Here is a 26,916-nt window from a genome sequence, read left to right as displayed (position 1 = left end):
TGCAGTAAAATAGATGTGAGTGCTCACCTAGCTTTTCAAATGCTCCTTGCTAAACTGTAAAATAAATGAAAATTACCCTGCTGGAAGTTTCACGATATGGTAAAATAGAATTAGTTTGTATGGAAAGGGGGAATTTTGTGGGGGAGTGTCGAAAATGCGGAAGAGAAATATCTCCTTCGCAACAGGAGTGTGAAGATTGCAATTCAGCAGGAAAGGCAAAACAGCCTGCGGAATTTGCGGAGAATCACGAATGGTTAAACGCCAGTCATTATTATAGTGATCATATAGAAGAACAACGCTCCTATCGAAAGAAAAATTGGAAAAAAATATTTATTACTTTTATTACGATTGCTCTTCTAATTGGCTTTGCTGTTACGTTCTGGCTGTATTTAAGTAAAGTAACGTCTGCCCAGCACGTCGTTCAAAAGTTTGAAGAAGCCATTAATGAGGAAGATGCGCATCAACTTGTTGATTTAGTCGCTTTTAACCATAAAAATCAGTCATTCAATGTTAAGCAAGCTGAATTGATGGTCGACTATTATAACCAACACTCCGATCAGTTTGTGTCAACGTTGAGCTACTTACGCTCTGTTTCAGATGGGAAAGCAAATAACAGTGGGTCTGCTTCTATGATTCATTTGCAAAATCAAGGATCACAATGGTTATTCTTTGATCAGTTTAGTCTGACGTTGGATCCAGTAAGTGTAGATGTTTCATCAAATGCAGAACATGTAACCTTATTTCTTGATGGGAATAAGATTGGAACCGTAACAGGAAGCTCCGTATATGAGCTGGGGGGTCTAACACCTGGTTCCCATATACTAAAAGGGGTTGTTGAGGTTAATGAGAAAAAGCATGATGAAATTATATCGATTAATACATACGAAACATCACAACCGATCTCTTTAGAGTTTGAAAACGACACCCTTGAAGCAACAGCTAAAAGTCTTTCTGAATCCCTTGAAGAGGATTTAAAGAAGGCGATTACCGATCATGTGAAAGAATATATTGCCGCCTACGAAGCAAAAGATATTTCTAAATTTAAACGAATGCAAAGTAAGGAATATTTAGAAGCGGCTGAAGATAAAATGGAAGAACTTGAAGCAATAGGGGCAGACTTTGAGGGAGAGGTTACGAAGATAGTGTTTGACTTAGGCAGTATGGAAATAACCAGCGAAGAAGATGAACGTCCTTTTACTTCCACGATGTATGCGTCGATCACATTTCAATCAGGTTATTTTGGTGAAAACGTAGACAGTTCAGAGAGGTTGAAGGAAGAGAACACTTATATTTGGAATTATGATCTCATGTATGATGAGCAGGAAGACATGTGGTTGATCAGTTCAGGAATGATCGTATCATCTCTGAAAACCGAAGAAACGGAAGAAGTGGAATTTTAAATAAAGAAGACTCGCCCGTCAAAGGCGAGTCTTCTTCGTTATAGTTTCTCTTTACCAAGAATAAGGTAGTTCATTTCTTGTTCACTAATTTTGTTATAGCGTGGTGCATTGAAAAGGTAAAATACAATCCCAAGCAAAATCCATACGCCAAGGGCAATGTAAGATTCAGTTCCTAACGAAGCAGGCGATTGTGGCAAGAGCAGGAGAATAAGAAAGCCAATCGAACTGATCATTCCAATTAGTGATAGCAGCTTTCTTCCTGGCGCCACGGTACTTGCCGCGTGGGTACCCTTTTGTTTATCTGACCACTTAAAAATCTTAAAGGCAGTGGCTGTACAGAAAAAGTAGGCAATTGCTACACCCGTCGATGACATATCTACTACCCATAATAAGGCCTGTCTGCCGAACCAAGGAGCTATTAAACAGACGATTAATGTGAACAAGATCCCGACATAAGGGGTATGGTACTTTTTATGAAGCTTTCGAAAGGCATTAGGCAAGATACGTGCCCGGCCCATAGCAAATGTCAGGCGGCTTGATGAAATAAAGAAACCGTTTAGCCCGGTGAAAATACCCATGATGACAGCAATGGCAATAATGAACACCCCAGCCCGGCCCATATAACTTTCAATAGCGTCACCAGTTCCCCAGACAGAATTCTGTGATTCAATTTGGCTAAGCAGTTCTTGCCATGGCATCACACTGGCTGTAACGAAAATCATCACAGCATAGGCGAGTCCGGCGGCAAGTAAGGACCAGATAATAAGTCCGAATGCTTTGTTGGCTTCAAACTTAAATTCCTCCGCAGCCTGAGGGATGTTATCAAACCCTACATAAGCAAATGGAGCGATCGCTAATATCGTTAATATAGAGGCGATTGCTGTTTGGTCAGGCAGAAAAGCAGGTGAGAGATTGGATATGCTTGGACCCTCAGCAAAAATTGCGCCTCCAGCCAGAAGTACAATTCCAAAAATAAGGATCATACTGAAAATAAATTGAGTGCGTCCTGAAAAGCTAGTTCCTCTAATATTTAATAAGGCAAAAATAATTAAAGCCGCGCTTGCTATCAATACTTGAATAATGGAAACATCATATCCTGCAACCGTATAAAGGTTACCCATTCGCACAAAGTCAGGAAATAGAAATTTTGCTAATAGTGCAAGAGCAGAAGCATTTAAAGCAACGATACAAATGTATCCAAGTGTTAAAAACCAACCTGCTAAAAAGGCCAGCCCTCTGCCAAAACCTATGTAAGCATAGGAGAATTCCCCACCAGTAACAGGAAATTTTTCAATTAAGAATCCGTAGCTCACACCGATCACCATCATTAGAACTGCACCTAGCAATATACCGATGATAACTCCTGCTGGTCCAGCCTGGCTAATCCAGTCCGGTGGAAGAACAAATGCCCCCCAGCCAATGGCAGATCCAAAGGCAATAGCCCAGACCCAATGTGGTTTAAGTGAACGTTTTAATTTCTGTCTTTCTTTGTCAGCCATGAAAAAATAAAGCCCCCTATGATTTAGTTAATTTCTTTGGTTCTTAGGTTATTCTGTGCAATTTAGCATTTATCACTCTTCTTTGCATAATTGTAGTCACTTCTCTTCTATTCACGAAAAAGCAACAAAATAAACTTACAAATAACAAAACCTACTTCATGGAACTTTAGATGAAGTAGGTTACACATAGCTTTTTGTTACATTGCCATTCATTTTGACGATATTTCCCGGGGAATAATCAAATTATTGCAGAGGGTCATAGGAATCTTCCTGATCATCGCCAGCAAATGCGTTATTTGTTGAGGATTCGTTTAATCCTAAATGAGCTTGCAAGGAATTCTGAACATTTAATAGGCTTGTTTGGTTCACCTTGTAGTACCAGACCCCATCAATGTAAGTTCCTCGGCCATTAAGCTGCATTTCCTCGAAATCTAAACCGTTCTGTTGAATCACATAATCTTTATACGCTGTCATTTCAGAGAAGGTAAGGTTCGTTTTCAGGTTATTTCCGATTGATTCAATTACTTTACTGTAATTAGTAATGGAGCCAATTTGGGAAGCTTTGTCAATAATAGCTTCTATCATTTTCATTTGTCGTTCGCCACGTGCTAAATCACTGTCATACTGACGAGAGCGTACTAATGCCAGAGCTTCTTCCCCTGTTACGGTTTGTAATCCTTCTTCTAAGTGAATCGCACCTGCTGTATCTTCACTGTTTTGCTCGGTTAAGGCGAACGGAACGTTAAATTTTACTCCGCCAAGAGCGTTAATAACTTCAATGAAAGAGTTAAAATTTAATCGGACATAGTAATCAACCGGAACATCCAGAAAGTTTTCTACTGTTTTTACTGTTGCATCTGTTCCGCCAAATGCGTGTGCATGTGTAATTTTGTCGCGATATCCGACTTCTGGTATATAAACATATGAATCCCGTGGAATGCTCAATAATTTAACAGACTTTTCTTCATCGTTAAAAGTAGCCAGCACTAAGGCGTCAGAACGGCTGGTATGACCTGACGTATTTCCATTGGATCGCGCTTTACTATCATCGACTCCGAGGAATAAAATTGAAGTATTGTCAAATTCAGGTTGAACGGCTTCATTCCGCATAGCTGATTTATCACCGCGTTCTAATGTATCATGCGATTCTTTAGCTACTTCTCGTGCTTTATCTGTTAAATAGGCCGCATAACCAATTGTAGCTCCTACAAATATAAGAAGCAGTGCAGCCAGCGACCATAAGAATACCTTTAACTTACTTTTCTTCATAACTAACCTTCCCCTTCAAAAAATAACGACCTTCATAAATCATCCCTTTCACAAGGAAATGGGGGTATCTGAATAATTGCATTCTCCCTTGGCAATCTGTGCTTGACCACTCGTTAAATTGGTGATCCAAGTTTCGAATGCTCCAGTTTGATTGGTTTCGACTTTAACGTCCATTTCGACTTTTTCTAAGTAATGAATCTCGTCTAAATGATAGGTTGAATTTCTAATCTCATTTTCCACTTTACCGAGCAGCGTGTAGTCAATAGAGACTTTCATCGTTTGCATGAGCTCTCTTTTAACTACTCCTGTCGCCTTAATGGCTTCAGAAGTTGTACTGGAGTAAGCACGTATTAAACCACCGGCCCCAAGCTTCGTTCCTCCAAAGTAACGAGTGACAACGACTGCCGTATCCTTAAGTCCCATTTTTTTAAGGACTTCAAGCATAGGTACTCCTGCTGTCCCGCTTGGTTCACCATCGTCGTTGGCTTTTTGTATGAGATCGTGCTCGCCTATCATATAAGCTGAACAATTATGAGTAGCATCTTTATATTGTTTCTTCATAGATTCTATGAAGGTTTGAGCTTCATCCTCTGTCTCACAACGTTTAACATGCCCGATAAATCGGGACTTTTGTATTGTCAGCTCTTCGGATCCTTGATGATTTACGGTATAATAACTTTCTAACATGGTTTTGGTTGAACCTCCTAAGGTTTTATTATATAACGACTTTATAGGTATGGGCAAATGTAGATAAAACAAGAATAGAGAAAAAATAAAGTGGTTTTTCACATAACCCCCACAAATTGACGTAGGTCAATCGAATGAGTATGTGAATATTGATGGAGGAGACTTGTTATGAAAGAGAATGGATCTGGGAATAAAGAACTCGACTATGTAATAAGGGAAATGGTCGATACCGTTACGAACAGTAAAGATGAAATTTTCCAGATTGGTGAAGACTCCCGAAGCGAATTTGAGAAACTGAACAAAGAGTTGCTCCGTATCAAAGAGCAGGTAACTGACTTAATTGAAGACGGCGACCATCTTGATCAAAAGGTTCGGTTATCTAAAAAGCGATTGTCGGAAGTCAGCAAGCAATTTCAACAGTATTCAGAACATGAAATTCGTAAAGTTTATGAACAAACTCATTCCTTGCAAATGGATTTATCCATGACCAGGGAAAAAGAAAAACAACTAAGAAGCAGGCGTCAGGAAATTGAATTTCGACTGCGCAGCCTGGACGACACGATTCAACGTGCTGAAGCTTTAGCGGGCAAGATTTCTATTGTGTTGAATTACCTAACAGAAGACTTTAAGCACGTGACTGATGCTTTGGAATCCGCCCAGGAAAAACAGGAATTCGGCTTGCAGATTATTGAAGCACAAGAAGAAGAACGCAGAAGGCTTTCGCGGGAAATTCATGATGGGCCAGCACAAATGCTGGCTAATGTAATGCTTCGTTCCGACCTAGTGGAACGGACATTCAACGAGCGGGGGATTAAAGAAGCCCTTGACGAGATGAAGAATGTTCGTAAACTTGTGCGATCTGCACTCTATGAAGTGCGTCGTATTATTTATGATCTTCGTCCAATGGCATTAGATGATTTAGGTCTGGTGCCCACCCTAAAGAAATACTTAGCGACAACCGAAGAGTATAACAACATCAAGATTTCCTTTACTTCGATGGGAGATGCGCGAAGACTCGAAAGCAAGTATGAGGTGGCTTTATTTCGGCTGATTCAAGAAGCTGTTCAGAACGCTGTGAAGCATGCAGAGCCTTCTGAAATTCACGTAGCCATAGAGATGAAGCCCGAGAATGCGAACATTTTAATTAAAGATGATGGAAAGGGCTTTGACCCGGCTATAAAAAAAGAGAAATCCTTTGGTCTCATGGGTATGCGTGAACGTGTAGACATGGTGCATGGGGAATTGAAGATAGATTCCTCAGAAGGTCAAGGGACCATCGTCATGATTCAAATTCCAATTACTAGTTAATCTTTAATTCAACTATGTAAAAAGACTTGAATCGTTTATAATAGGAAATAGGATTAGGGTAATGAACGAAAACATACTAAACAGAGATAAATAAGAGACGATACTCATTCGTATTCTAGTAAACCAGTAAAACAATCGAATGTAATAATTAGGAGGAAGATTCATGACGACAAAAATAGTCTTGATTGATGATCATAAATTATTCCGTGAAGGCGTAAAGCGTATTCTCGATTTTGAAACGAGCTTTGAGGTAGTTGCCGAAGGAGACGATGGCGATGTAGCGTTGGAGCTAATCGAGGAAAACAACCCGGATATCGTATTGATGGACATTAACATGCCAAGTATGAACGGTGTGGAAGCAACAGCGGAAATTACTAGTAGATACCCAGATTTAAAGATCATTATTTTGTCGATTCATGACGACGAAAACTATGTAACGCATGCATTAAAAACAGGGGCACAGGGCTACTTGTTGAAAGAAATGGATTCCGATGCACTGATCGATGCGATTAAAGTTGTAAGTGAGGGCGGTTCATACTTACATCCAAAAGTGACTCATAACCTGGTCGCTGAATATCGCAGGCTGTCTGAGACGAAGGAAGGCAATGCTTACCGCGCGATTGAGTACAGAAAGCCGCTTCATCTTTTAACTAGACGTGAGTGTGAAGTATTGCAGCTTTTGGCTGACGGAAACAGCAACCGCGGTGTAGCGGAAGCGTTATATATAAGTGAAAAGACGGTTAAAAACCATGTTAGCAATATTCTACAGAAAATGAACGTGAACGATCGTACGCAAGCTGTTGTGACGGCAATTAAGAACGGCTGGGTGGAAGTCGTATAAACTAGAAGATAAGGGATCTGAAGAGAAATTACTTCAGATCCCTTTTTTATTGCTTGTGAACCAACTTTTAAAGTCGATTAAGGTGATTTCTTTTTGATTGTTGAGGTTCCGTCGAGGTTTAGCGATGAGATTCACCGGATAACGACTTATCGAATCGTGATAGAGCCCCACCTATGTTAGATACTCCCTTAACGGATGGAGATAGCGACCTGCCTCTGAGCGATAGCGCCTTATCTTAATAGGATAACGCCCTAACCAAGTATATAGTGAATAGATCTCGTTTTTTGGATATTGTAGGTGCAATGCGTGAGACCTTAATGTAAAATGTAGGTAAAGAATAACGTGACAAGCTATACATATATGTTATCAATAGATGGGAGGAGATCAATCCTATGAAAACAGCGGTGCTTACGGATAGTACAGCTTACATACCTAAGAAAGTACGTCAGTCTAATAGAATTCATATGGTGCCTTTGAACGTGATTTTTGGCCTTGAGTCTTACCAGGAAGAAGTTGATATTACAGCCGATGACTTCTATGATATGGTCAAAGAACACAAGGAACTGCCCAAAACATCACAGCCTGCAACCGGGCTGATGGCGGAAAAGCTTGAGGAGTTAGCTCGTGATTTTGATGCAGTGGTAGCGATTCACCTCTCAAGCGGCATTAGCGGAACGTATCAAGGAATGGTGGCTGCAAGTGAAATGGTGGACGACCTTGATGTGCATGTGTTTGATTCTGAAATTAGCTGCCTTATGCAGGGCTTCTATGCGATAGAAGCAGCTGAAATAGCCAACGATGGAGGAACACCTGAGCAGATTATTACTAGATTAGAAGAAATGAAATCGTCCATGCAAGCTTATTTTATGGCTGACGATTTGAGCCATTTGCATAGAGGGGGAAGACTGAATGGTGCTCAAGCTTTCGTAGGGAGCCTTCTGCAAGTAAAACCTGTTCTTCATTTCGTAGATACTAAGATCGTTCCATTTGAAAAAATAAGAACGCGTAAAAAAGCCCTCAAACGAATTCTGACGCTGTTTGAAGAAGATGTAATGGAAGAAGGTACATTTCAAGCAAGTGTAATTCATGCCAATCGACCTCAGGAAGCCGAGCAAATCAAAAACGCTATTGAAGAGCAGTTTGAGAATGTCGAGGTCATCGTTAGTTACTTTGGTCCCGTCATTGGGTCACATCTCGGTGAGGGAGCTATGGGCATTGGCTGGTATAAGAAGTCTTAAGTGAGTGAGGCTGGGACAAAATTTAGTTAAGCATAAAATAATTCAATCGATTCTATTGAATCAGCAGGGATTATTCGTGTACCAAGATTATCTGCCATCGCTTCGTCAAAACACTTCGCTTTCCGTGGGCACGGCCTCAGATTCCTCAGAAAGCAAAGAACGCTTTCTTGCGGGATCTTCGACTCGCGCTGTTCCCACAGGAGTCTACGTATTTTGACTACGCTAAGGACTGCGTTTATACAATACGACATTTTAGTGTTCGTTTATTGACATCATTGCTTACCTTATGTCCCAGCCTCTACAAGTTTCTTTATAAAATAGAATAGGAAGTGATTTTTCTGCCTCGTTTATTCTTCTTGCGTAAACCCTCTCCTGCTCCGCAAGTTTCACCACTTCTGTCGATTCCTGAACAGTCATCTCACAGGTGGCTGATGGGGAAACTGCTGACCCGACAAGAAATCCCGTTTTCAGATGAAGAATTGCAGCTGTATATTTCAGAAGGTTATATGGAAAGTATGATCTCAATTGAAAGGAAAAGGTCTAGGTTTACTTGTAAGCGATGCGGCAACGATAAGCAGTATTTATTTGCTGTCATGCCGCATGCTGCCTGTCAAAAATCATGTGTGTACTGCAGGAACTGTATTATGATGGGGCGTGTGATCGAATGCGAACCTCTATATAGGGGAAGCCCTCATTACGCGTGGCCTGTGCTTGAGGATCCTTGTGCTTGGCAAGGAAAATTGACTGCAGAGCAGCAACATGCTGCTGATGAAATTGTCTCGGCTATTAAACACGGTCAAAACGAGCTGCTAATTTGGGCAGTTTGTGGAGCAGGAAAAACGGAAATGCTGTTTCCCGGACTGACAGCTGCCTTGAAAGCCGGCAAGCGGATTTGCCTGGCTACGCCTCGAACGGATGTGGTCCGTGAACTAACTCCAAGGTTAAAACAAGCCTTTCCACATGTAACGATTCAAGCTTTATATGGAGATAGTGAGGAAAAATCAGGTGATGCCCAGCTGTTGATATCAACTACACACCAACTATATCGTTTTGCTTACGCCTTCGATGTTATGATTATTGATGAAATTGATTCCTTTCCTTATCATAACGACCTCTCTCTAAAATTTGCTTCTAAACGGGCAGCTAAGATAGATGCTTGCTTCCTTTATTTAACGGCCACTCCAAGACGGCAGGAGAAGAAGCGGATTCATCAAAAGCAGCTTCCCGCCGTATTCATCGCTAGAAGATTTCATGGTCACCCCCTGCCTGTTCCGAAGTTAAAACTCAGCCCTTTGTTAAGAAAAGAATTGGCAAATCGCAGGCTCCCAAAAGCTATTCTTCGGGTTATACAGGCCCAGCAGCTTGGGAGCAGACAGCTTCTGCTTTTTACTTCTACGATTGAATATGCCCAGCTAGTTACCGACATCTTACAGCCGATCTATCCTGCTATTACTTCTGTTCATGCAGAAGACCCCGACCGTGAGGAGAAAGTCCGCGCATTTCGAAATCGAGAATACAGTATTTTAGTGACGACAACGATTCTAGAGCGAGGTGTAACTTTTCCGTCAGTTGATGTCTATGTGCTCGATGCAGGGCACATGGTGTTTGACGAAGCAGCCCTCGTGCAAATTGCCGGTCGCGCCGGCCGCAGTCCTCATGATCCAACAGGTGAGGTAATCTTTTTTCATAGAGGTAAAACGAACACGATGCTTGATGCACAGGAAGCGATCATGAAGATGAACAAGCGGGGACAGCGCCCATGAAGTGTTTGATTTGTTTTGAGGAAATTGTGGCGCAGGTCAGTTGGAACCAGTTTTTGCTTCCACAGAAAAATAGGAAGGTTTGTGAAGGGTGCACAGATAAATTGAAACGCATTGATCAGATCGGCTGTCCGAAGTGTGGGCGTGAAGATGCGCATGGAATTTGTTATGACTGTGAGCGCTGGGAGCAATCAGATTTGTATGCAGGGTGTCTTGAGAAAAATGTGGCGGTGTATGCGTATAATGATTTTGCGAAAGAGATTGTGGCCAAATGGAAGTATCGTGGGGACTTTATACTGAGTCAGGCCTTTGCTGAGGCTGTACAGACGACGTATCATCAGCACTTGCGTGATGTGGGCGCTGATGCGGCGGTGATTCCGCTTAGTGGGCAGCGGCTTCTGGAGCGGGGCTTCAATCAATCGGATGCGGTTATTCAATTGCTCGGGCTTGATTCTCATAATTTTTTTACGAGAAGGGAAAGTGAGAAGCAGTCGAAGCGTGGGCGCAGGGAGCGGATGGAGGCGGGGAATCCGTTTGAGTTGGTGAGGGGGTCTTCACGGCCTGTGCTGCTGGTGGATGATATTTATACGACGGGAATGACGGTGCGGCATTTGGCGTTGCTGTTAAAGCGGGCGGGGTGTCCGGCTGTTTATTCATTTACACTTTTTCGCTGATCGCTCTTTGGATTATTGGGAGTTTGCCGATATAATAGAAAAAGAGGTATACAGGAGGAAGTTTGAAGATGACTGATTTAGCGAATTGTCCGAGGTGCCATGCATTGTTTATGAGGGGAGCGGCTTCTGTTTGCCCGAGTTGTGTGAAGCAAGAGGAGCGTGATTTTCAGGTGGTGTATGCGTTTTTGCGTAAAAAACGGAATCGGACAGCGAATGTGCAAGAGATTGTTGAGGAAACGGGTGTGGAGGAGGTGCGGATTCGAAGTTTTGTAAAGTCTAAGCGTCTTCATCCGGCTCAGTTTCCTCAGTTGACGTATGATTGTGAGAAGTGCGGGGCGCAGATTCGTGAGGGGCGTCTTTGTGATGGGTGCCGCTATGAAATTGATCGAGGGGTCCAAAAGCATGATGAATTGGAGCAGCTTCAGAAGCGTAGTAGGCAGGACGATATGGGTCAGGTGACTTATTATTCGGTTAAGCAGGATAAAGGCTAAACATATAAGGAAGCGTTCCGATAAATAAAGTAATGATTTTTGAACGAGAGGTGAATGAAATGAAGATCAATGGTCCAAACCATTCTAATTTTAACCCTTATAAAAAGCACATAACGCAGCAGCCTGACGTGCAAAGGCAAATGCAGAGTCAGCGGGATAAGGTCGAAATTTCTCACCAGGGTAAGGCACTTCAAGGGTCTGAGCAGAAAAATGAGGCTCGCCAGAAGCATGTGGATGAGATTAAGGCGGCTGTCAACAGCGGTAAGTATCAGGTGGATTCGAGTGAAACGGCTAAGAAGATGATTGACTTCTTTTCGAAAAAGGGATAAAGGAGAATGACTGTGACGATCGATAGCATCATAGAGCAGATGGGGCGATTGCAACAGCTTCATGAAAGTCTGCTTGCCTTGTCGACGCGTAAGACGGAAATATTGAAATCGAATGATACGGAAGCACTGCAGGATATTCTTGTCCAGGAGCGGAAGCATGTCCAAGGAATTAATACGGTTGAGAAGCAGCGGATGGCTAGTGCAGCAGCCTGGGCGGAGTCGGCAGGATTTGCTGGTGAGGCTCCAACTGTTTCTGAGATGTTGGAGACTGCGGAAGGACAGGAGAGGGATCGTCTGCAGGAGGTTTATGATGCTTTCATTCTTGTGCTGGCTGATTTGAAACAGCAGGAAGTGTTAAATGCCGAGCTGACGAAGCAATCGTTACAGTTCATTACGATGTCCTTAGATATGCTGCAGCCGTCCTTAACGAATATGAATTATGGCACGTCTTCTCAGGACGCTGAGCAAAAGCGCTCTGTATTTGATTCGAAGGCATAAGATAGAAGAGGAGAGTTCATATGGTTTCAACCTTTCACGGTTTAGAAGTGGCCAAGCGCGGGCTTTTCACCCAGCAAGCGGCTTTATATACTACAGGACACAATATTGCCAATGCCAATACACCCGGATATACGCGTCAGCGTGTTAATTTTGAACAAACGGGACCGTTTCCGGCAGCATCGCGGAACCGCCCAGAGATTCCGGGGCAGATGGGAAGCGGTGTTCAGGCTGGATCGATTGAACGGATTCGAGTTGGTTTTTTAGATGATCAATTTCGCGGCGAGACCAGTAAAACAGGTTATTATGAAGCCCGTTCGGATGCATTCGGACGCTTAGAATCTGTGATGAACGAGCCGTCTGACAGTGGTCTGGCAAAAACGATGGACCGATTTTGGCAATCGCTGCAGGACTTGTCGGTTAACCCGCAAAACTCAGGAGCACGTGATGTGGTTGTTCAGCGCGGGCTGGCGGTGGCGAAGACGTTTAATTATTTATCTAGTACTATACATAGAATGCAAAATGATATTAAAACAGAAGTTGGCGTGACGACTAAAGAATTGAATTCCCTTGCGAATCAAATTAATAATTTGAATCAGCAGATTGCTGAGGTTGAGCCGCATGGTTATGTGCCTAACGATTTGTATGATGAGCGGGATCGTTTAATTGATCAAATGTCGGGGCTTGTGAATATTGACGTCAGTTATGAAGATACACCGAAATCTGCTGACCCGTTAGCGATGGGGAAAGCGACGATTTCAATTGTTGGTGTCGGGGGTCAGCCGTTGTCGCCTGCTTCTACATTAGTCAATGGCGCGAATAATACGGTGAATGAAGTTACGGTTAATTATCCTGCTGACGGTACCCCCGTTGCTGAGTCGATCACAGTGGGAACGGCGACCTACCAGGTAGAAGACTTTTCTTCACAAGGAAAGTTAACAGGCTTGATTGAGTCTGGCGGCTATATGGCCGGTGGTGAAGCTAAAGGTACTTATGAGGCTATGCAGTATGATTTGGATAAAATGGCTACAGCCTATGCGACAGCTTTTAATGCGGTACAAACTAGTGGTGAATCGTTGAACTCGATGGAAAACGGTACGCAGCCGCCTGAATTTTTCCAGATTGATGTGTCATTGTCTACTGACGAAAATGGAGTCGTGCGCGGTTTAGCTGGTGCTCTGGATTTAACGGAAGAGATTAAAAACGATTCCGATCATATTGCCGCAGCGAATGGGGAATTGGCCGGGAATGGTGCTAATGCTGGTGAGTTAGCAGATGTACGGGATGAGGCTTCTGCAATACTAGGAGAAGAAACGTCGGTCAGCACGTTTTACGAATCCATCATTGGAACGATGGCGGTCGAAGCACAGGAAGCGTACCGAATGGAAAGCAACGCAGCCACGTTACGTGCTTCTGTTAATCAACAGCGTCAATCGGTCAGCGCGGTTTCCTTAGATGAAGAAATGACCAATATGATTAAATTCCAGCATGCGTATAATGCAGCGGCTCGAAATATAACGGTAGTCGACGAAATGCTTGATCGAATTATTAATCAAATGGGAAGGTAGGTGAGTAGCCCGTGCGTGTAACCCAGGGAATGTTAACGAACAATATGCTTCGCAACTTGAGCAACAGTTACAGCCAGATGGCAAAGTATCAGGAACAGCTTTATACGGGGAAGAAAATAAGTCAGCCGTCTGACGATCCGGTGGTAGCGATGAAAGGGATTAACTATCGTTCACAGCTGAGCGAGGTTCAGCAGTATAAACGAAATATCGGGACGGTACATAACTGGATGGATAATAGTGATGCTGCGCTGGATAAGGCTACGCAGGCGATGCAGCGGATCCGTGAGCTTACGGTTCAGGCAAGTAATGGGACATATGAAGACGGGCAGCGGGCTAACATTGCCAAAGAGATTCGGCAGTTAAAAGAGCATCTTGGCACGATTGCGAACACGAAAGTGAATGACAAGTACATTTTTAACGGAGCGAATACGACGGAAGCACCGGTTGATCTGACTGATTTTACAGTCGATAGTACCCAAACGCCTGTTCAAATTGAGGTTTCAGCTGGGGTGAAAATTCAAGTGAATGTCAATCCACAACCTGTTTTTGGCCAGAAGCTGTTTGAAGACATAGAAGCGTTTGCTGATGCGTTAGAAGGTGATGGCAGTGATGAAGAGCTTAGTGACTTTCTTGGTACCTTCGATCAGCACATCGATAACATTGTCAATGAACGTGCCGATCTCGGGGCTCGGATGAATCGGGTGGAATTGATTGAAGATCGAATTGAGGCACAGGAAGTTAGTGCTACGAAAATGATGTCTGAGAATGAAGATGCTGATATTGAGAAAGTAATAACGAACTTAAAAACGCAGGAAAGTATTCATCGGGCAGCGTTAGCAGTTGGATCACGTATTATTCAGCCGACATTGATGGATTTTCTAAGATAAGACTGCTTCTCCATTGAGGCAGTCTCCTTTTATAGCCAGTTTTCTTGGAAGGAGGGGTCGGAATGTCTGTACCTCAGCTCCAACTTCAATCGACAGATGCTCGAATTGGAATCAGGACTGTGCCAGGGCAGCAAACGATTCGTCAGCATAAAGCTGCACAATCCATTCAGCAGCCGAAAGCGCAAATGACGATCGAGACTCGTCCTGGGAAGCTAACGATAGATCAAACGAAAGCCTGGCATAATCTTGATTTGAAAAACGTGTTCGCACGAGCAGATGAGTTAGTGAGCGACGCCAGGCAAATATGGCTGGAGGGGATTGCTCGTGTTTCTCGCGAAGGGGACGAACTGATGCGGATCGAGGATGGAGGAAATCCGATTGCCGCTCATGCGAAGCAAAATGCTAAGTATGAGTTTACGCTTCAGCCGGGGGGAAGGCCGGCTTATGAATTGGTTGATCTTAATTATACGCCGGCAGAAGTGGATATATCTGTGGAACCTCAAGAACCGATTATTACAGTGGAACCTCGCAAGCCGGACATTTCGTATCAGCCTGGGAATGTTGATATTTATATGCAGCGATATGCAGATATTCAAATTGATTGGAAAGTGTGATGAGAGATGAAGGTAGAAACAAAGTATCTTGGAACGGTAGAGGTCGAAGAGAAAGAAATGGTTCATTTTGAGCAGGGATTGCCTGGGTTTGAGAGCTATCATACTTTTGTGCTTTTGCCGGTTGATGAAGCGGGAATTTATTACGCACTGCAATCCTGTGAGGACAAAAACGTGTCCCTGATTGTAACGAACCCCTACTTATTTCAAAAAACGTATGAATTTGAAATTGGAGACGGAGCACAGATTGAATTAGGGATTGAGAAACCGAAGGATGTAGCGGTTTATAGTGTAGTGACATTAAGGGAGCCTTTTCATGACTCAACATTGAACTTGCAAGCGCCAATACTAGTGAATGTACATAATGGAAAGGCGAAGCAAGTCATTTTAGCGGAAGATAACTATCAGACTAGATGGCTGCTGGGGCAAGGAAAAGGCGGTGAACAGCATGCTCGTCCTTAATCGCAAAGCTGGTGAGTCCATCCGAATTGGTGATGATATTGAGCTAAAGATTGTGTCGGTAGAAGGCGGGCAGGTGAAACTCGGGATCGATGCACCGAAACATGTGGAGATTCACCGGCAAGAAGTATATGCGGCGATTCAAGAGGAAAACAAGGAAGCGACAATGTTCTCGGAAAACTTGCTGGAGCAGCTAAAAAGTTCTAAAAAAGATTAAACTCAAGGGGAAGTCGTCCGATATAAGTAATGTACCACATTACAAAGTCGGCCGGCTTTTGTTTTGTAATCAAACAGCATCTCACAAGGACGTGGGATGACCTATTCAAGGAGGAATTTTAACATGAGAATTAATCACAACATTGCGGCACTTAATACGTACCGTCAGCTAGGACAAGCAAATGACATGAGATCTGAATCTATGCAGAAGTTATCTTCAGGTCTTCGTATTAACAGTGCAGCAGACGATGCAGCTGGTCTAGCGATTTCTGAGAAGATGCGTGGTCAGATTCGTGGGTTGGAGCAAGCGCAAACTAATGCGCAAGATGGTAAACTAGAAATGCCGCTCTAAGCAGTAATGTTTAGATGAACACTCCGTGAATTCGGTGGAACCCCAAACCAACCTGTAGGTGGATGGTGGGCAATACCGAGCCAAGCCTAATGAATCGGTGAAAAGTAGTTAGGAAGGTGTAACGATCAGGTAGTGAGGAACCGTACCAATAAGCTGCCCACGAGCGCGGGGCACCCTGATTTAGGGTGAAGATATGATCTGAACTTTATGGAAACATAAAGAAGCAGTGGATAAAAAGCCATTGCGATAACAATAATTGATTTCTCTTATTCAAACAGCTGAAGGTGCGTTGAACGAAACTCATTCTATTCTTCAACGTATGCGTGAGTTAGCAGTTCAAGCAAGTAACGATACAAATACTGATGCAGATAGAAATGAAATCCAAAAGGAAATTGACCAATTAACGAGCGAAATTGACAGAATAGGTAATACTACTGAATTTAACACGAAAAAATTGATTAATGGCGGCGCTAGTGTAGCTGGAACAGTTGGTGCAAATCTAACTGGAGTTGAAGTAGTTGGGGGTACGGGTGATACAACAGTTGGTGCCACGATTGCAATTACTGATGTAACTGCAGCAACAGCAGCAGTTGCAACAGCAAATACTGCAGCTACGGGTGGTACATTAACTGCTGATAGTGAAGTAACTATCAATGGTACATCGTTTTCTTTTGCGAGTGGAGAGTCTGCTGACACTGTAATAAAAACTATTAACGATGCAGGTTTAGGAGTTACAGCGTCCATTGATGGTTCAGATAATTTAGTACTTACTTCTGAAAGTGAAGGAAGCTCTTCTAAAATAGAAATTGCTGGAGCAACAGGTAACTTTGCAGGTATGGCGACTGATTCAGGTACAGATGCTTCAATTGTAGGATCTTCGGGATTTTCCAATTTTTCGGCGCAAGGGAATATAATTACAATTGAAGATGGAAATGCAGAGGGGCTTAAATTTGAAGTAAGTCAAGATCTATCCGGATTATCTGCATCAAATACAATAAGCGTTGATAGTAATGGTACATTAAATTTCCAAATTGGTGCCAATGAAGGGCAAGAAATGAATATTTCTATTAAAGACATGAGAGCTTCTGCCCTTGGTGTCAGTGGTATTGATGTTACCTCACAAGACAGTGCATCTGCAGCAATTACTACTATCAATGATGCCATTGAAACTGTTTCATCTGAACGTTCTAAACTGGGTGCGTACCAAAACCGTTTAGATCACACTATTAATAACCTAGGTACTTCAGCTGAAAACTTAACAGCAGCTGAATCACGTATCCGCGACGTAGATTATGCTTTAGCTGCATAGGCAGTGACAAGCACAGTCGTCCTAGCTGGTAACGGCTAGAGAGTATAATCGGGTGAATTGCTGGAAACCCCTTAGAACTTTTCTTACCACAATGTAGTTGGAAACAACAGGCGTGATGGTTTTAAAAAAAGGAAGGGTTGGGAAATCAGCATCCAAGCTCCTGTGTCGAAAGACTGGAGAAGGTTCAACGACTAGGATAAACCATCTAAAGCTTAAAGCTATGATGATGAAATCCGTAGGTGAAGCAATGTGCATCAGCATTGTGAATCCGAAGTGCCCGACCCCTACTAGAAAATAGAGGGTGAAGATATAGTCTGGTCATTTATGAAAGTAAATGTTCGCACGATGGCGAAAGAAATGATGCAACAAACTAAAGCGTCGATCCTTGCTCAAGCCTCTCAAGCAATGCTGGCACAGGCAAACCAAATGCCTCAGGGGGTATTACAACTATTACGTTAACTCAAATTTTTTTAAAAGAGACTCTAGTTTTATGCTAGGGTTTCTTTTTTTTGTGATTTAATTAGAACGCACGTTCGTAGTCTGTGGTATAATAGTAGCGGGTGATTAATGTGAACCGAACAGAGGAGAGTCATCAAATAGGACGTCAGTATTTAATTCTTGATCCAATAATAGAAGTGTATAATAGAATTTTAAATGGGGAGAAAAAGGCATTTCCTAAAGGGACTTGGCAGCTGGATAGAAATTGCATTATCATTGTTCGTTTCGTGCTTGAGGTGAAGTTAAATCTTCTAACAGAACAGATTCCTAAAATCACCAGGCAAATAATAAAGGATTATAAGCTTTGGGGTGCTCTTAATCGTTTTAAGTCTATCCGGAAATTAATTATGTTTGTTTATCCAAATCAATATGATGAATTTGACTTTGTTAGGGTTCCAGTGGATTATTGGAGCAAGACGGAAAATATCAGGAGTCGTTTAGAGTATTGCCTAGAACAAAATGGATTAGAGTTTAAGGATATCCCTAAAGTTGTAACTTGTGAAAGGTTAATAGAGTGGGGATTTTCTAATCACTAAAAAGGTGGGGAGATTCTCCTTTTAAATTAATTAACGCTCTATACCCGAATGAATTCACACATACAGATTTTAGAAGTGTTCCTAACGGATATGGTAGAAATAAAAAATTGTTAAGTAAACAGTTTATTGAAATGTTGAAAATAGAATGTATTTCATTTGAAGATGCCCCTGAAAAAGTAACCCAACAGATGTTAATTAAGTATAAGTTCGGCACCGCTTTAAAGTATCATAATGGATCGCCGTCAAAATTTATATTATTCCTGTTTCCAGATCAGTTCAATGTGAACATGTTTAATAAGCCAAACCGTTATTGGAAAAGTATCGAGCACGGTAAAAGAGCTATAGAAGATCTACTTCAAAGAAACAATATTTCTTCAGATAAAATTCCTCAATTTGTAACTAAGAAATTCTTAAAAGAGAATGGATTATCTGGACTATTAGATGTTTATCATGGTTCTCCGATAGAAATTATCACTGAGTTTTATCCCGGCATGTTTGATGTAACTGATTTTCAAAGGGTCCCGAATAGGTATTGGTATAGTAAAGAAAACCGTATTTCAGCTTTGCGCAATTTTTGTGCTAAAAAGAATTTGACTAGAAAGGATTTTCCACATTTAACACGCGCTTATTTTAGAAAGTTTTTCCCAAGATTTATAAGTATGGTGGATCGTCATTATGATAGTAAATTCCACCTTTGGGTTATGGAATCATTTCCTGAGTACCAATTTAGTCCAGAAGAATTCAATTTGTTAATGGGTTCTGACGGACAAATTTGTGACTCTAAAGAAGAACTGACCATTCATAACTTTCTTATCGATAGTCTAATGAATACAGAAATAAATAGAGAGGGAAAACGGTTTACTAATGACCTGCAAAGAGAAGTGTATATTCCAGATTGGATAATTAAGCAAGGAAACAAAACATTTATTCTCGAGTATTTTGGATTATATCGAAGTAATAAATACAGGGGATATACAGAAAAGACTGACAGAAAGATTGAATTCTATGCTACTTTGAATGACTATACGTTTATACCTATAATGCCTGAAGAATTTAGAAATGAAGGATTTGAAAAAATAAAGCATCTACTGAAACAAAGTGGTATTGAAATAAAGTAGGACAAACAAAAAAGCCAGCCGCTCCCGGCTGGCTTTCCTCATTACTTCTCAATAAAACTCGTATCAACCAATCCCTCTAAATCAGGCTTCTCCTTCAAAAACTCCAGCTCATAAGAAGAATTCGCGAAGTCCTGTAAGACCTCTCCATCAACCTCATACGTGAAATTAATACGTTCCCATGCATTATCAATTACTGATTTAGAAAGTTCCTGGTCAGTGATTTCTTTAATTTTATCGATAGCGATCGTTTTCGCTTCTTCAGGGTTTTCCTGGATAAACTTCGTTGCTTGTTTGTGTGCGTCTACGATGCTTTGAACCATCTCTGGGTTATTCTTGACTAGTTCTTGAGAGGTTACGAAAACGGCTGCTGGCAATGTTTTACCGTAAGCTACATCTGGTGTGTCCACGAGCACTTTGCCGTTTCCTTGTGCTTCAATAACAGAAGCCCATGGTTCAGGGACGGTTGCAGCGTCTACTTTGCCTGCTTTGAACATGGCGTTATAAGTAGCTGGTTTACCAGTTACGTGTTTCATCGTTCCGCCAATTCTGCTGGATGTGATGCCGTATTCTTCTTTCATCATCGTTTCGAACTGTACGTCGTGTGTACAGCCAACGCGCGGAGAGATGAATGTTTTGCCTTTTAAGTCTTCGGGTGTTTCTATGTTGGCGCCTTTTCTAGCCATAATTACGGTTCCGCCGGTGGATCCGGCTGCTACGACGTTAATTTTCGCGCCGCTTGTGAAGTGGTTCATCGCTGGACCAGGTCCGACGAGGCCGCCTTGTACTTCACCTGTTTCAACCGCAGTCATAAAGGCTGATCCATCAGGGAAATATTTATAGTTTACGGTAGTTCCATCTGGCAAGGTTTCAGAGTAAAGTTCTTTTTCTTCTGCAACCATTCCGGCTACGTGGTTAATGTTCGGGAAGTACCCGATTGTAATTTCTTTTGATCCGTCACCGCTTGCTTCTTCTTCACTGCTTCCACAGGCAGCTAACAACAAGCTAAGTGTAACGAGAGAGATAAGAGATAATAATTTCTTCATGTGTTCTTCATCCTTTCTTTTGAATAGCTGTAGCGCGCACAGACACTCGAGACATAATCGAATCGCTACTATGGGGATAGATCCTCCCATTGAGTCGCTTCTATTATGCTGGTCGTGTCTACCAGTGCGCTTTCGCTTTTCTTTTATTTAACTAATCCCCAGCGTTTCATCACATTTTTCTCTAACTTGGAAAAAACGAGCTGGTCGACGATCGCGCCGATGACTCCGATTATGATAATAATACCGATCACTTGGTCCATGCGGGCGTAATCCTGAGCGTATCGCAATGAGTAGCCAAGCCCTGGTCCGTTACTTAATAATTCACCGGCCATTAAGGCGCGCCAACTGAAGGCCCAGGCAAGTCGGACACCTGACATAAAATAAGGAATGCTTGCTGGTACTTCAACGCGATAGAATAGTCCGAATCCTTTTGTTCCCATCGTCCTGGCTGCTCGCACGAGATGGGGAGGGACGTTGTGAATCGCGGACCGCACGTTTAAGGCCATGACGAAGGTTCCGCCTAGCACAACGACGAAAACAACGGCAAATTCAGTGAAGCCGAATAACATGATGGCTAATGGGACCCAGACGATACTTGGAATACTTTGCAGGGCAATTAAGTACATACCGGCTGTTTCGTCGGCTTGTTTTGATTTTCCAAAAATAACACCGACGATGGTTCCGAGCGCGATAGCCATCGACATGCCGAGCAGTAAATGCTTAAAGCTTGCTCCTAATGCTTCGACAAAATCTCCGCTTGCGAAACCTTCGTATAATGCGTTCCAGACTTTTCCGGGAGAAGGTAAGATGATATCTGGAAACACGCCGGCTGAGAATACCAACTGCCATAATCCAATGACGACAACTAAAAACAGTATGCGTTTAACGACTATATTCAATTTCATTTGAGAGCTCTTCCTTTAAGACTTTGTTGATTTCTCCTTCAAGCAAATCCATCACTTTTTTCTCAAGTTCAATGACTCGCTCATCATCACGTTTTCTTGGTCTTGGAATATCGATGGTAAAGTCAGCGATGATTCGGCCTGGACGTGTGCCCATCACGACCACGCGGTCTGATAGTTTAATAGCTTCTTGAATGCTGTGGGTAACGAACAGGATTGTTTTTTGTGTTTCTTGCCAAATTTTAATGAGTTCATCATGTAGTATGTGGCGAGTTTGTTCGTCGAGAGCGCCAAAGGGTTCATCCATTAACAGTACTTTAGGATCCATGGCTAAGGCTCTTGCGATTGCCACACGCTGTTGCATTCCGCCTGATAATTCATAGGTGAAGTTTTCTTTGAAGCGGCTTAAGTGAACCATTTTCAAAAAGTGGTCAGCAAGTGTGATAGCTTCTTTTTTACTCATTGTTCCTTTAAGGGGAAAGGTTACATTGTCACGAACGTTGAGCCATGGAAACAAGGAAGGCTGTTGAAAGACCATGCCGCGATCGGGGCCGGCTTGCTTAATTTCCTTGTCTTCAAGGGTAATGGAACCTTCCGTGGTAAGTTCAAGTCCAGCGACCATGGAAAGCAGCGTTGATTTTCCACAGCCTGAAGGTCCCAAGATTGAAACGAATTGGTTTTCGGCTATGCTGAGGTCGATATCGGAAAAAACTTCAAAGTCTTGCTGTTCTTGATCTGTGAAGGTTTTTCCTACATGCTGCATCTCTAGAAACAATAAACTACCTCCTTATTATAATAATTCCTATAAACAAAGTCGGTTTTAAACATTGTATTAAATTATACCGATTTGTTGACTGTAGTGTCAATTGTTTTACCGGCTTTTATAACTGTTTGGAGAGGATTCATGCTTGGCACGATTTTTTCCCGATTATGTATTCAACTCTTTTCATCTACTGCCGATATAAAAAGAAAATAGGGGAGTTGTTGAACGTGGACGTAACGAAAGGCAAGGGCCGCTCACAACTTCTGCAGAGTCATTCATCGCATCTTAGCCACCGTACATCTGTTCAGAAGCTGAGCAGTACAAAGAATTTAGAAGAAGGATTAACCAAACCATTTCAAATACAAGAAGATCTTAATAAGGAAAAAATAAGGCGGGTCATCGAGGGCTTAAATGACATATTGAAACCTGCACATACGAATTTACAGTTTCAATTTCATGAAAAATTAGAGGAGTATTACGTTACAATAATAAACAGCACAACAAAAGAAGTTGTAAAGGAAATTCCACCAAAAAATATGCTGGATTTCTATGCGGCGATGATTGAGTCAATCGGACTGATCGTTGATGATAAAATATAAGAGGGTGAGAATATGAGTGATATGAGGATCGGGGGCCTGGCCTCTGGAATGGACATTGACAAGCTTGTCAATGACTTGATGAAGGCCGAGCGCCAGCCCTTAAATAAAATGGAACAGGAGAAAACGTGGTTAACCTGGAAGCGTGATGCCTACCGAGATGTCAATAAACAACTATTTGAGCTTGATAGTATGATGCTTGATATGAATCTATCAAAAACCTATCAATCTAAGGAAGTTTCCTCTCCTTCATCAGCAATTAGTGCCGAGGCCACCTCATCAGCAGGGACAGGCAATTACAATGTTCAAGTTAATCGTCTTGCTTCAGCTGCTTATAACCTGAGTGCCAGTGAGATTTCAGGCGGGGCAGGGAAGATTGATCCAGATCAGTCGCTTGCCTCACAAAAGGACAAATTTGCAAATTGGCTCAATGAAGGTACATTTACGATCACCACACACAATGATAAGGGAACAGAATCAAAGACGTTTACAATTGATGAATCTCAGTCCCTGAATGATCTGCTTGATGAGATCAGCAGTTCTAATTTAGGTGTGCGTGCTTTTTACGATAGCAGTGCAGATAAGGTAATGTTGGAAAGAACGGAGACAGGAAATTTTAACAGTGCTGGAGCGGAAATTGAGTTCAGCGGTCCAGGCGCTAGTTTTCTAAGTGATACGCTTGCCCTCACGAACGAGACCGATGGGGTGGATGCTAAGTTTACTTATAATGGTTCCTTACAGATTACGACACATGAGAATAACTATACGTTAAACGGAGTGACCTTCAAGTTCCACGCGGCGATGGATACGGCTGTGAACGTGAATGTCTCCAATAACATTGATAACGCTCTAGAAAACATTACGAAATTCGTTGATAAATATAATGACGTTATTGAAAAATTAAATGAACAGGTAACCGAGAAGCGGTACCGTGATTTCCCGCCTTTAACGGAAAAGCAAAAGGAAGATTTGGAAGAGAGCGAAATTGAGTTATGGGAAGAGAAAGCGAAAAGCGGGATGCTTCGCAGTGACTCAACGATTCAAGGCGCTTTGTTCGGCATGCGTTCAGACTGGTATAGCAGTGTCGATACAGGAGGGGTTTTCACGCAAATCTCTCAAATCGGGATTACGACAAGCCCCGATTATTTAGAGCGTGGTAAATTACTCATTGATGAAGATAAACTTCGGGAAGCGTTGAGAGAAGATCCGGCAGCTGTGCAGGAATTATTTTCTGGAAATGCAGCAACAGGAAGTAAGGGCATTGTCGATAAGCTGGAAGCTACGATCGCTGAGACACGAGACACGATTGAGAGGAAAGCCGGGAAGCCATCCAGTACCGAAGAATCATATATGATGGGACGCAAGCTTGAGGATATGGAGGACCGGATGGAGGCCTTTGAGAATCGTCTCACACAAGTTGAAGACCGTTACTGGGCACAGTTTGGGCGAATGGAACAGGCAATTCAGCGAATGAATTCTCAGTCCGCCTTTTTGATGTCCAACTTTGGGTAAGTTATTTTGATAAAGGAGTGTCAGGCAGATGTCTATTCAAGCCTACCAGAATAATTCAGTAGAAACAGCTTCTCCAGGAGAGCTTACGCTTATGCTCTACAATGGATGCATCAAGTTTATTCGTTCTGCTAAAAAGGCCATAAACGAAGACGCTATTGAGCAGAAAAATACGTCCATTCAGAAAGCGCAAGCCATTATAAGAGAATTAATGATCACGATGAATCCGGAATATGCCGTTTCACAAGAGGTGCTTCCGCTGTATGAGTATATGAATCATCGGCTGATGGAAGCGAATAGTCAGAACGATAGTACAATTCTGGATGAAGTGGAAGTGATGGTCACGGAGTTTCGGGATACATGGAAAGAAGTTATTTTACAAACCCGAAGAGCTCAGCATGGTACAGGCGGGAATGCGTAGTGACAGTATGGGCACAGTTTGCTTCGATAACAGAACAGCTTGATGAAACGGTAAAGCAAAAAGTTACGGATCAAAACAGGGAAAACATAATTGCAAAAATTGACGAGCTTCTTGATGGACGTGAACAGCTTTTACCTGAGCTGACGAAGCCGCAAACGTCTAGCGATCAAGCTATCGTAGATCAAGTTCTGCAAAAGGAACCAAGTATTAATCAAAAACTCGAACTCATGTTAAATGAATTAAAAGTTGATATGCGGAATATGAAAAAGCAGAGGTCCAGCAAACAGCGTTATACGAATCCTTATAAGAGTGTTTCCGGTTATGACGGGATGTTTATGGATCATAAAAAATAATAGGAGATGGCTATGTCACAACTAACAGATGCACAGCACAGTATGCTGCAAGAATATAAACAATTGTTATCCGGTATAAGTGAAGGATTTGAATACTTAGAGAATAACCTGAGTATCGAAGCGCCTCCTCAGGCGCAGCAAGTTTTTGAGGATGTGTTACTTGCTTTCCAGCAACTTTGCGACTCCAATGATCGATTGGTGGAATGGTTTAAAGATGATGCGCCTTCAAAACTATTATTAGATGACTTTCATGATATTGTTAAATTGCTTGAGAAATGGTCGACATTCGGGACGAATCAAGAAAAGCGCGATCTGCTGGTTAAAGAAGTGATTCCTGTTTATGAAAGCTGGCGCTCGCAAATGCAATCCTTTTTAGATTCTTATATAGCTCATTAAAGTTCTGAAGAGTCTGGTGGACTAACCAGATGCTTTTTTAAATAAGTTTATCCTATATTATGCGTGTGATTTTTTGCCAAATTCACCAGATTTATCGGCACGATCTATCAAAAAAAGCTTTTCTATCGCATTTTCCACCTTTGATTCCCTTATGGTCTGGCAGTTTCCAGCATTTACTGACAAGCTTCCGTCAAAAAATTCCGAAAGTTTATGCAGGAATGACCCAGGGTATGGTAGAATATAAACTACATAAGGATGAAAGGAGGACACTTGTAATGAATTACAATATTCGTGGTGAAAATCTAGAGGTGACTGATTCCATAAAGGAATATGTGGAGAAAAAGGTGGGCAAATTAAAACGCTATTTTGATACTCCACTAACTTCGGAGGTTCACGTAAATTTAAGTGTCTATAATGATGAGCAGACCATTGAGGTAACGATCCCGATGAAGAACTTGCTTCTTCGTGCAGAGGAACACAATACTGACTTATACGCTGCCATCGACCTTGTGGTAGATAAACTCGAAAGACAAATCCGAAAGCATAAAACGAAAGTCAATCGAAGGTCTCGCCAGGAGGGTGCTCCTAAGTACGTCTTTGCTGAACTGGAAAGAGAAGCACAACAACAAGTGCTTGAAAAGGAAGATGAATCCGATATTGAAATTGTAAGAACAAAGCGTTTTGATCTTAAACCGATGGATAGTGAGGAAGCTGCACTACAAATGGATATGCTTGGGCATGCATTCTATGTTTTCACCAACGCATTAACAGACGAAACGAACATCGTATATAAACGACGAGATGGCCGTTATGGCTTGATCGAAACTTGATAAACCTTTATCAAGTTCAAGCAGTCCTGGACAACCAGGGCTGCTTTTTTCATGGAAACCCTCACGTGGAGCAATCATTTAAAAAAACAACAGACTTTATATTTGTCCTTACCAAGCTTCCTTAGAAACGTCATTTTTTGTCTGAATAATTCGTTTTTTGTAACAATTCAGCGCCGTGGAAGGGGAATTTTACACACTTATCTTCTCGGACAAAGGATGATATAACTAAGTTGTAACATACCTGCCAGGGAGGCGAATGAATGAAACATACTTATATTTGTTCTAATTGTTCTCATCTTTATCAAAGGATGCAGCAGCAAGAAGAAGCTATCGCACAACTCGTAGAAATTATTGGCGCCACGAATCGCCGTGTGTATGACCTTGATCAGCGACAGTTAGGCATCGAGCATGAAATGATTCGTGAGCGTCAGCCCCGCTTGGTCACCCCTGCCTCCTCATAATCGCCTCCTCTCCATAGACAATCCATCCCCGGGTTGTCTATTCATCTGTATGGCACAATGAACTAAACCGGTGAAATGAGCGGATATAGCCTGACTG

Annotated in this window: 32 protein-coding genes; 26 read left to right on the top strand and 6 right to left on the bottom strand. The window is 42.2% G+C overall.

Annotated elements, in window-relative coordinates:
* Positions 1-137 precede the first annotated feature (137 nt).
* Entirely contained in the window at positions 138-1,400 is a 1,263-nt protein-coding gene (locus G6R08_RS04600; RefSeq protein WP_163526893.1) for a TcaA second domain-containing protein, read from the top strand.
* 38 nt (positions 1,401-1,438) lie between these two features.
* On the opposite strand, the gene G6R08_RS04595 is transcribed toward G6R08_RS04600, so the two are convergent.
* From G6R08_RS04595 to G6R08_RS04585, 3 genes are all read right to left on the bottom strand, one after another.
* The gene (locus G6R08_RS04595; RefSeq protein ID WP_163526892.1) at positions 1,439-2,899 is read right to left on the bottom strand and encodes an APC family permease; all 1,461 of its coding nucleotides are present in this window, start codon (positions 2,897-2,899) and stop codon (positions 1,439-1,441) included.
* Positions 2,900-3,142: 243 nt separating this feature from the next.
* A complete protein-coding gene (locus G6R08_RS04590) occupies positions 3,143-4,168 on the bottom strand; it encodes an LCP family protein (RefSeq protein ID WP_163526891.1) in 1,026 nt (341 codons plus the stop codon).
* Between the two features lie 48 nt (positions 4,169-4,216).
* Entirely contained in the window at positions 4,217-4,855 is a 639-nt protein-coding gene (locus G6R08_RS04585) for a YigZ family protein (protein WP_163526890.1), read from the bottom strand.
* 168 nt (positions 4,856-5,023) lie between these two features.
* On the opposite strand from G6R08_RS04585, the gene G6R08_RS04580 reads away from it, so the two are divergent.
* The 18 genes from G6R08_RS04580 (at position 5,024) to G6R08_RS04490 (ending at position 19,545) form a co-directional block, all read left to right on the top strand.
* Positions 5,024-6,163, top strand: a complete 1,140-nt coding sequence (locus G6R08_RS04580; protein ID WP_163526889.1) for a sensor histidine kinase — start codon at positions 5,024-5,026, stop codon at positions 6,161-6,163.
* A 163-nt stretch (positions 6,164-6,326) separates the two neighbouring features.
* Positions 6,327-7,004 carry a response regulator gene (locus G6R08_RS04575; RefSeq protein ID WP_079527233.1) on the top strand — a complete coding sequence of 226 codons (678 nt, stop codon included), beginning with the start codon at positions 6,327-6,329 and terminating at the stop codon, positions 7,002-7,004.
* Positions 7,005-7,396: 392 nt separating this feature from the next.
* On the top strand, positions 7,397-8,242 hold the full coding sequence (locus G6R08_RS04570; protein WP_163526888.1) for a DegV family protein: 846 nt from the start codon (positions 7,397-7,399) through the stop codon (positions 8,240-8,242).
* 431 nt (positions 8,243-8,673) lie between these two features.
* Positions 8,674-10,005: an ATP-dependent helicase ComFA gene (locus G6R08_RS04565; RefSeq protein ID WP_163526887.1), complete on the top strand. Its 1,332-nt coding sequence runs from the start codon at positions 8,674-8,676 to the stop codon at positions 10,003-10,005.
* Entirely contained in the window at positions 10,002-10,676 is a 675-nt protein-coding gene (locus G6R08_RS04560) for a ComF family protein (RefSeq protein ID WP_163526886.1), read from the top strand. The genes G6R08_RS04565 and G6R08_RS04560 overlap by 4 nt, the downstream gene beginning before the upstream one ends.
* Before the next feature lie 68 nt (positions 10,677-10,744).
* Positions 10,745-11,167: a TIGR03826 family flagellar region protein gene (locus tag G6R08_RS04555; protein WP_163526885.1), complete on the top strand. Its 423-nt coding sequence runs from the start codon at positions 10,745-10,747 to the stop codon at positions 11,165-11,167.
* A 59-nt stretch (positions 11,168-11,226) separates the two neighbouring features.
* Complete coding sequence (flgM, locus tag G6R08_RS04550; protein WP_163526884.1) at positions 11,227-11,496, top strand: flagellar biosynthesis anti-sigma factor FlgM; 270 nt, start codon at positions 11,227-11,229, stop codon at positions 11,494-11,496.
* A gap of 12 nt (positions 11,497-11,508) precedes the next feature.
* Entirely contained in the window at positions 11,509-11,994 is a 486-nt protein-coding gene (locus G6R08_RS04545; RefSeq protein WP_163526883.1) for a flagellar protein FlgN, read from the top strand.
* A 20-nt stretch (positions 11,995-12,014) separates the two neighbouring features.
* On the top strand, positions 12,015-13,559 hold the full coding sequence (gene flgK / locus G6R08_RS04540) for a flagellar hook-associated protein FlgK (protein ID WP_163526882.1): 1,545 nt from the start codon (positions 12,015-12,017) through the stop codon (positions 13,557-13,559).
* Between the two features lie 11 nt (positions 13,560-13,570).
* The gene (gene flgL, locus G6R08_RS04535; protein WP_163526881.1) at positions 13,571-14,446 is read left to right on the top strand and encodes a flagellar hook-associated protein FlgL; all 876 of its coding nucleotides are present in this window, start codon (positions 13,571-13,573) and stop codon (positions 14,444-14,446) included.
* 62 nt (positions 14,447-14,508) lie between these two features.
* Positions 14,509-15,060, top strand: a complete 552-nt coding sequence (locus G6R08_RS04530) for a DUF6470 family protein (protein ID WP_163526880.1) — start codon at positions 14,509-14,511, stop codon at positions 15,058-15,060.
* Positions 15,061-15,066: 6 nt separating this feature from the next.
* On the top strand, positions 15,067-15,519 hold the full coding sequence (gene fliW, locus G6R08_RS04525) for a flagellar assembly protein FliW (protein ID WP_163526879.1): 453 nt from the start codon (positions 15,067-15,069) through the stop codon (positions 15,517-15,519).
* Positions 15,506-15,733 carry a carbon storage regulator CsrA gene (gene csrA / locus G6R08_RS04520; RefSeq protein ID WP_163526878.1) on the top strand — a complete coding sequence of 76 codons (228 nt, stop codon included), beginning with the start codon at positions 15,506-15,508 and terminating at the stop codon, positions 15,731-15,733. Before fliW ends, csrA begins: the two co-directional genes overlap by 14 nt.
* A 123-nt stretch (positions 15,734-15,856) precedes the next feature.
* On the top strand, positions 15,857-16,084 hold the full coding sequence (locus G6R08_RS04515; RefSeq protein ID WP_163526877.1) for a flagellin N-terminal helical domain-containing protein: 228 nt from the start codon (positions 15,857-15,859) through the stop codon (positions 16,082-16,084).
* A gap of 289 nt (positions 16,085-16,373) precedes the next feature.
* Positions 16,374-17,393 carry a flagellin N-terminal helical domain-containing protein gene (locus tag G6R08_RS22245; protein ID WP_420810373.1) on the top strand — a complete coding sequence of 340 codons (1,020 nt, stop codon included), beginning with the start codon at positions 16,374-16,376 and terminating at the stop codon, positions 17,391-17,393.
* 324 nt (positions 17,394-17,717) lie between these two features.
* Positions 17,718-17,852: a flagellin gene (locus tag G6R08_RS04500; protein WP_420810372.1), complete on the top strand. Its 135-nt coding sequence runs from the start codon at positions 17,718-17,720 to the stop codon at positions 17,850-17,852.
* A gap of 110 nt (positions 17,853-17,962) precedes the next feature.
* A complete protein-coding gene (locus G6R08_RS04495) occupies positions 17,963-18,427 on the top strand; it encodes a DUF4046 domain-containing protein (RefSeq protein WP_163526876.1) in 465 nt (154 codons plus the stop codon).
* A gap of 107 nt (positions 18,428-18,534) precedes the next feature.
* On the top strand, positions 18,535-19,545 hold the full coding sequence (locus tag G6R08_RS04490) for a hypothetical protein (RefSeq protein ID WP_163526875.1): 1,011 nt from the start codon (positions 18,535-18,537) through the stop codon (positions 19,543-19,545).
* 41 nt (positions 19,546-19,586) lie between these two features.
* Here the strand turns inward: G6R08_RS04490 and G6R08_RS04485 are convergent, their stop codons facing one another.
* The 3 genes from G6R08_RS04485 to G6R08_RS04475 all read right to left on the bottom strand — a co-directional run bounded on the left by G6R08_RS04485 (position 19,587) and on the right by G6R08_RS04475 (position 22,265).
* Positions 19,587-20,588 carry an ABC transporter substrate-binding protein gene (locus G6R08_RS04485; RefSeq protein WP_163526874.1) on the bottom strand — a complete coding sequence of 334 codons (1,002 nt, stop codon included), beginning with the start codon at positions 20,586-20,588 and terminating at the stop codon, positions 19,587-19,589.
* Positions 20,589-20,731: 143 nt separating this feature from the next.
* Positions 20,732-21,493: an ABC transporter permease gene (locus tag G6R08_RS04480; protein WP_205439392.1), complete on the bottom strand. Its 762-nt coding sequence runs from the start codon at positions 21,491-21,493 to the stop codon at positions 20,732-20,734.
* Positions 21,471-22,265, bottom strand: coding sequence for an ABC transporter ATP-binding protein (locus G6R08_RS04475; RefSeq protein ID WP_163526873.1), 795 nt, complete (start codon positions 22,263-22,265; stop codon positions 21,471-21,473). Before G6R08_RS04475 ends, G6R08_RS04480 begins: the two co-directional genes overlap by 23 nt.
* A gap of 215 nt (positions 22,266-22,480) precedes the next feature.
* Between G6R08_RS04475 and flaG the strand changes: the two genes are divergently transcribed.
* The 7 genes from flaG (at position 22,481) to G6R08_RS04440 (ending at position 26,819) form a co-directional block, all read left to right on the top strand.
* Complete coding sequence (gene flaG, locus G6R08_RS04470) at positions 22,481-22,852, top strand: flagellar protein FlaG (RefSeq protein WP_240339644.1); 372 nt, start codon at positions 22,481-22,483, stop codon at positions 22,850-22,852.
* A 12-nt stretch (positions 22,853-22,864) separates the two neighbouring features.
* Positions 22,865-24,361: a flagellar hook-associated protein 2 gene (locus G6R08_RS04465; protein WP_163526871.1), complete on the top strand. Its 1,497-nt coding sequence runs from the start codon at positions 22,865-22,867 to the stop codon at positions 24,359-24,361.
* 28 nt (positions 24,362-24,389) lie between these two features.
* Positions 24,390-24,779, top strand: a complete 390-nt coding sequence (gene fliS / locus G6R08_RS04460; protein ID WP_163526870.1) for a flagellar export chaperone FliS — start codon at positions 24,390-24,392, stop codon at positions 24,777-24,779.
* Entirely contained in the window at positions 24,779-25,132 is a 354-nt protein-coding gene (gene fliT / locus G6R08_RS04455) for a flagellar protein FliT (RefSeq protein ID WP_163526869.1), read from the top strand. Before fliS ends, fliT begins: the two co-directional genes overlap by 1 nt.
* A gap of 12 nt (positions 25,133-25,144) precedes the next feature.
* Positions 25,145-25,528: a DUF8042 domain-containing protein gene (locus G6R08_RS04450; protein ID WP_163526868.1), complete on the top strand. Its 384-nt coding sequence runs from the start codon at positions 25,145-25,147 to the stop codon at positions 25,526-25,528.
* A gap of 275 nt (positions 25,529-25,803) precedes the next feature.
* On the top strand, positions 25,804-26,358 hold the full coding sequence (hpf, locus tag G6R08_RS04445; protein WP_163526867.1) for a ribosome hibernation-promoting factor, HPF/YfiA family: 555 nt from the start codon (positions 25,804-25,806) through the stop codon (positions 26,356-26,358).
* Between the two features lie 260 nt (positions 26,359-26,618).
* Positions 26,619-26,819: a hypothetical protein gene (locus G6R08_RS04440; RefSeq protein ID WP_163526866.1), complete on the top strand. Its 201-nt coding sequence runs from the start codon at positions 26,619-26,621 to the stop codon at positions 26,817-26,819.
* Positions 26,820-26,916: the final 97 nt, after the last annotated feature.

Origin of the sequence: Halobacillus ihumii (genome assembly GCF_902726645.1) — a bacterium.
GTDB classification, from domain to species: domain Bacteria; phylum Bacillota; class Bacilli; order Bacillales; family Halobacillaceae; genus Halobacillus_A; species Halobacillus_A ihumii.
This window is presented reverse-complemented; position numbering and strand designations above follow the sequence as displayed.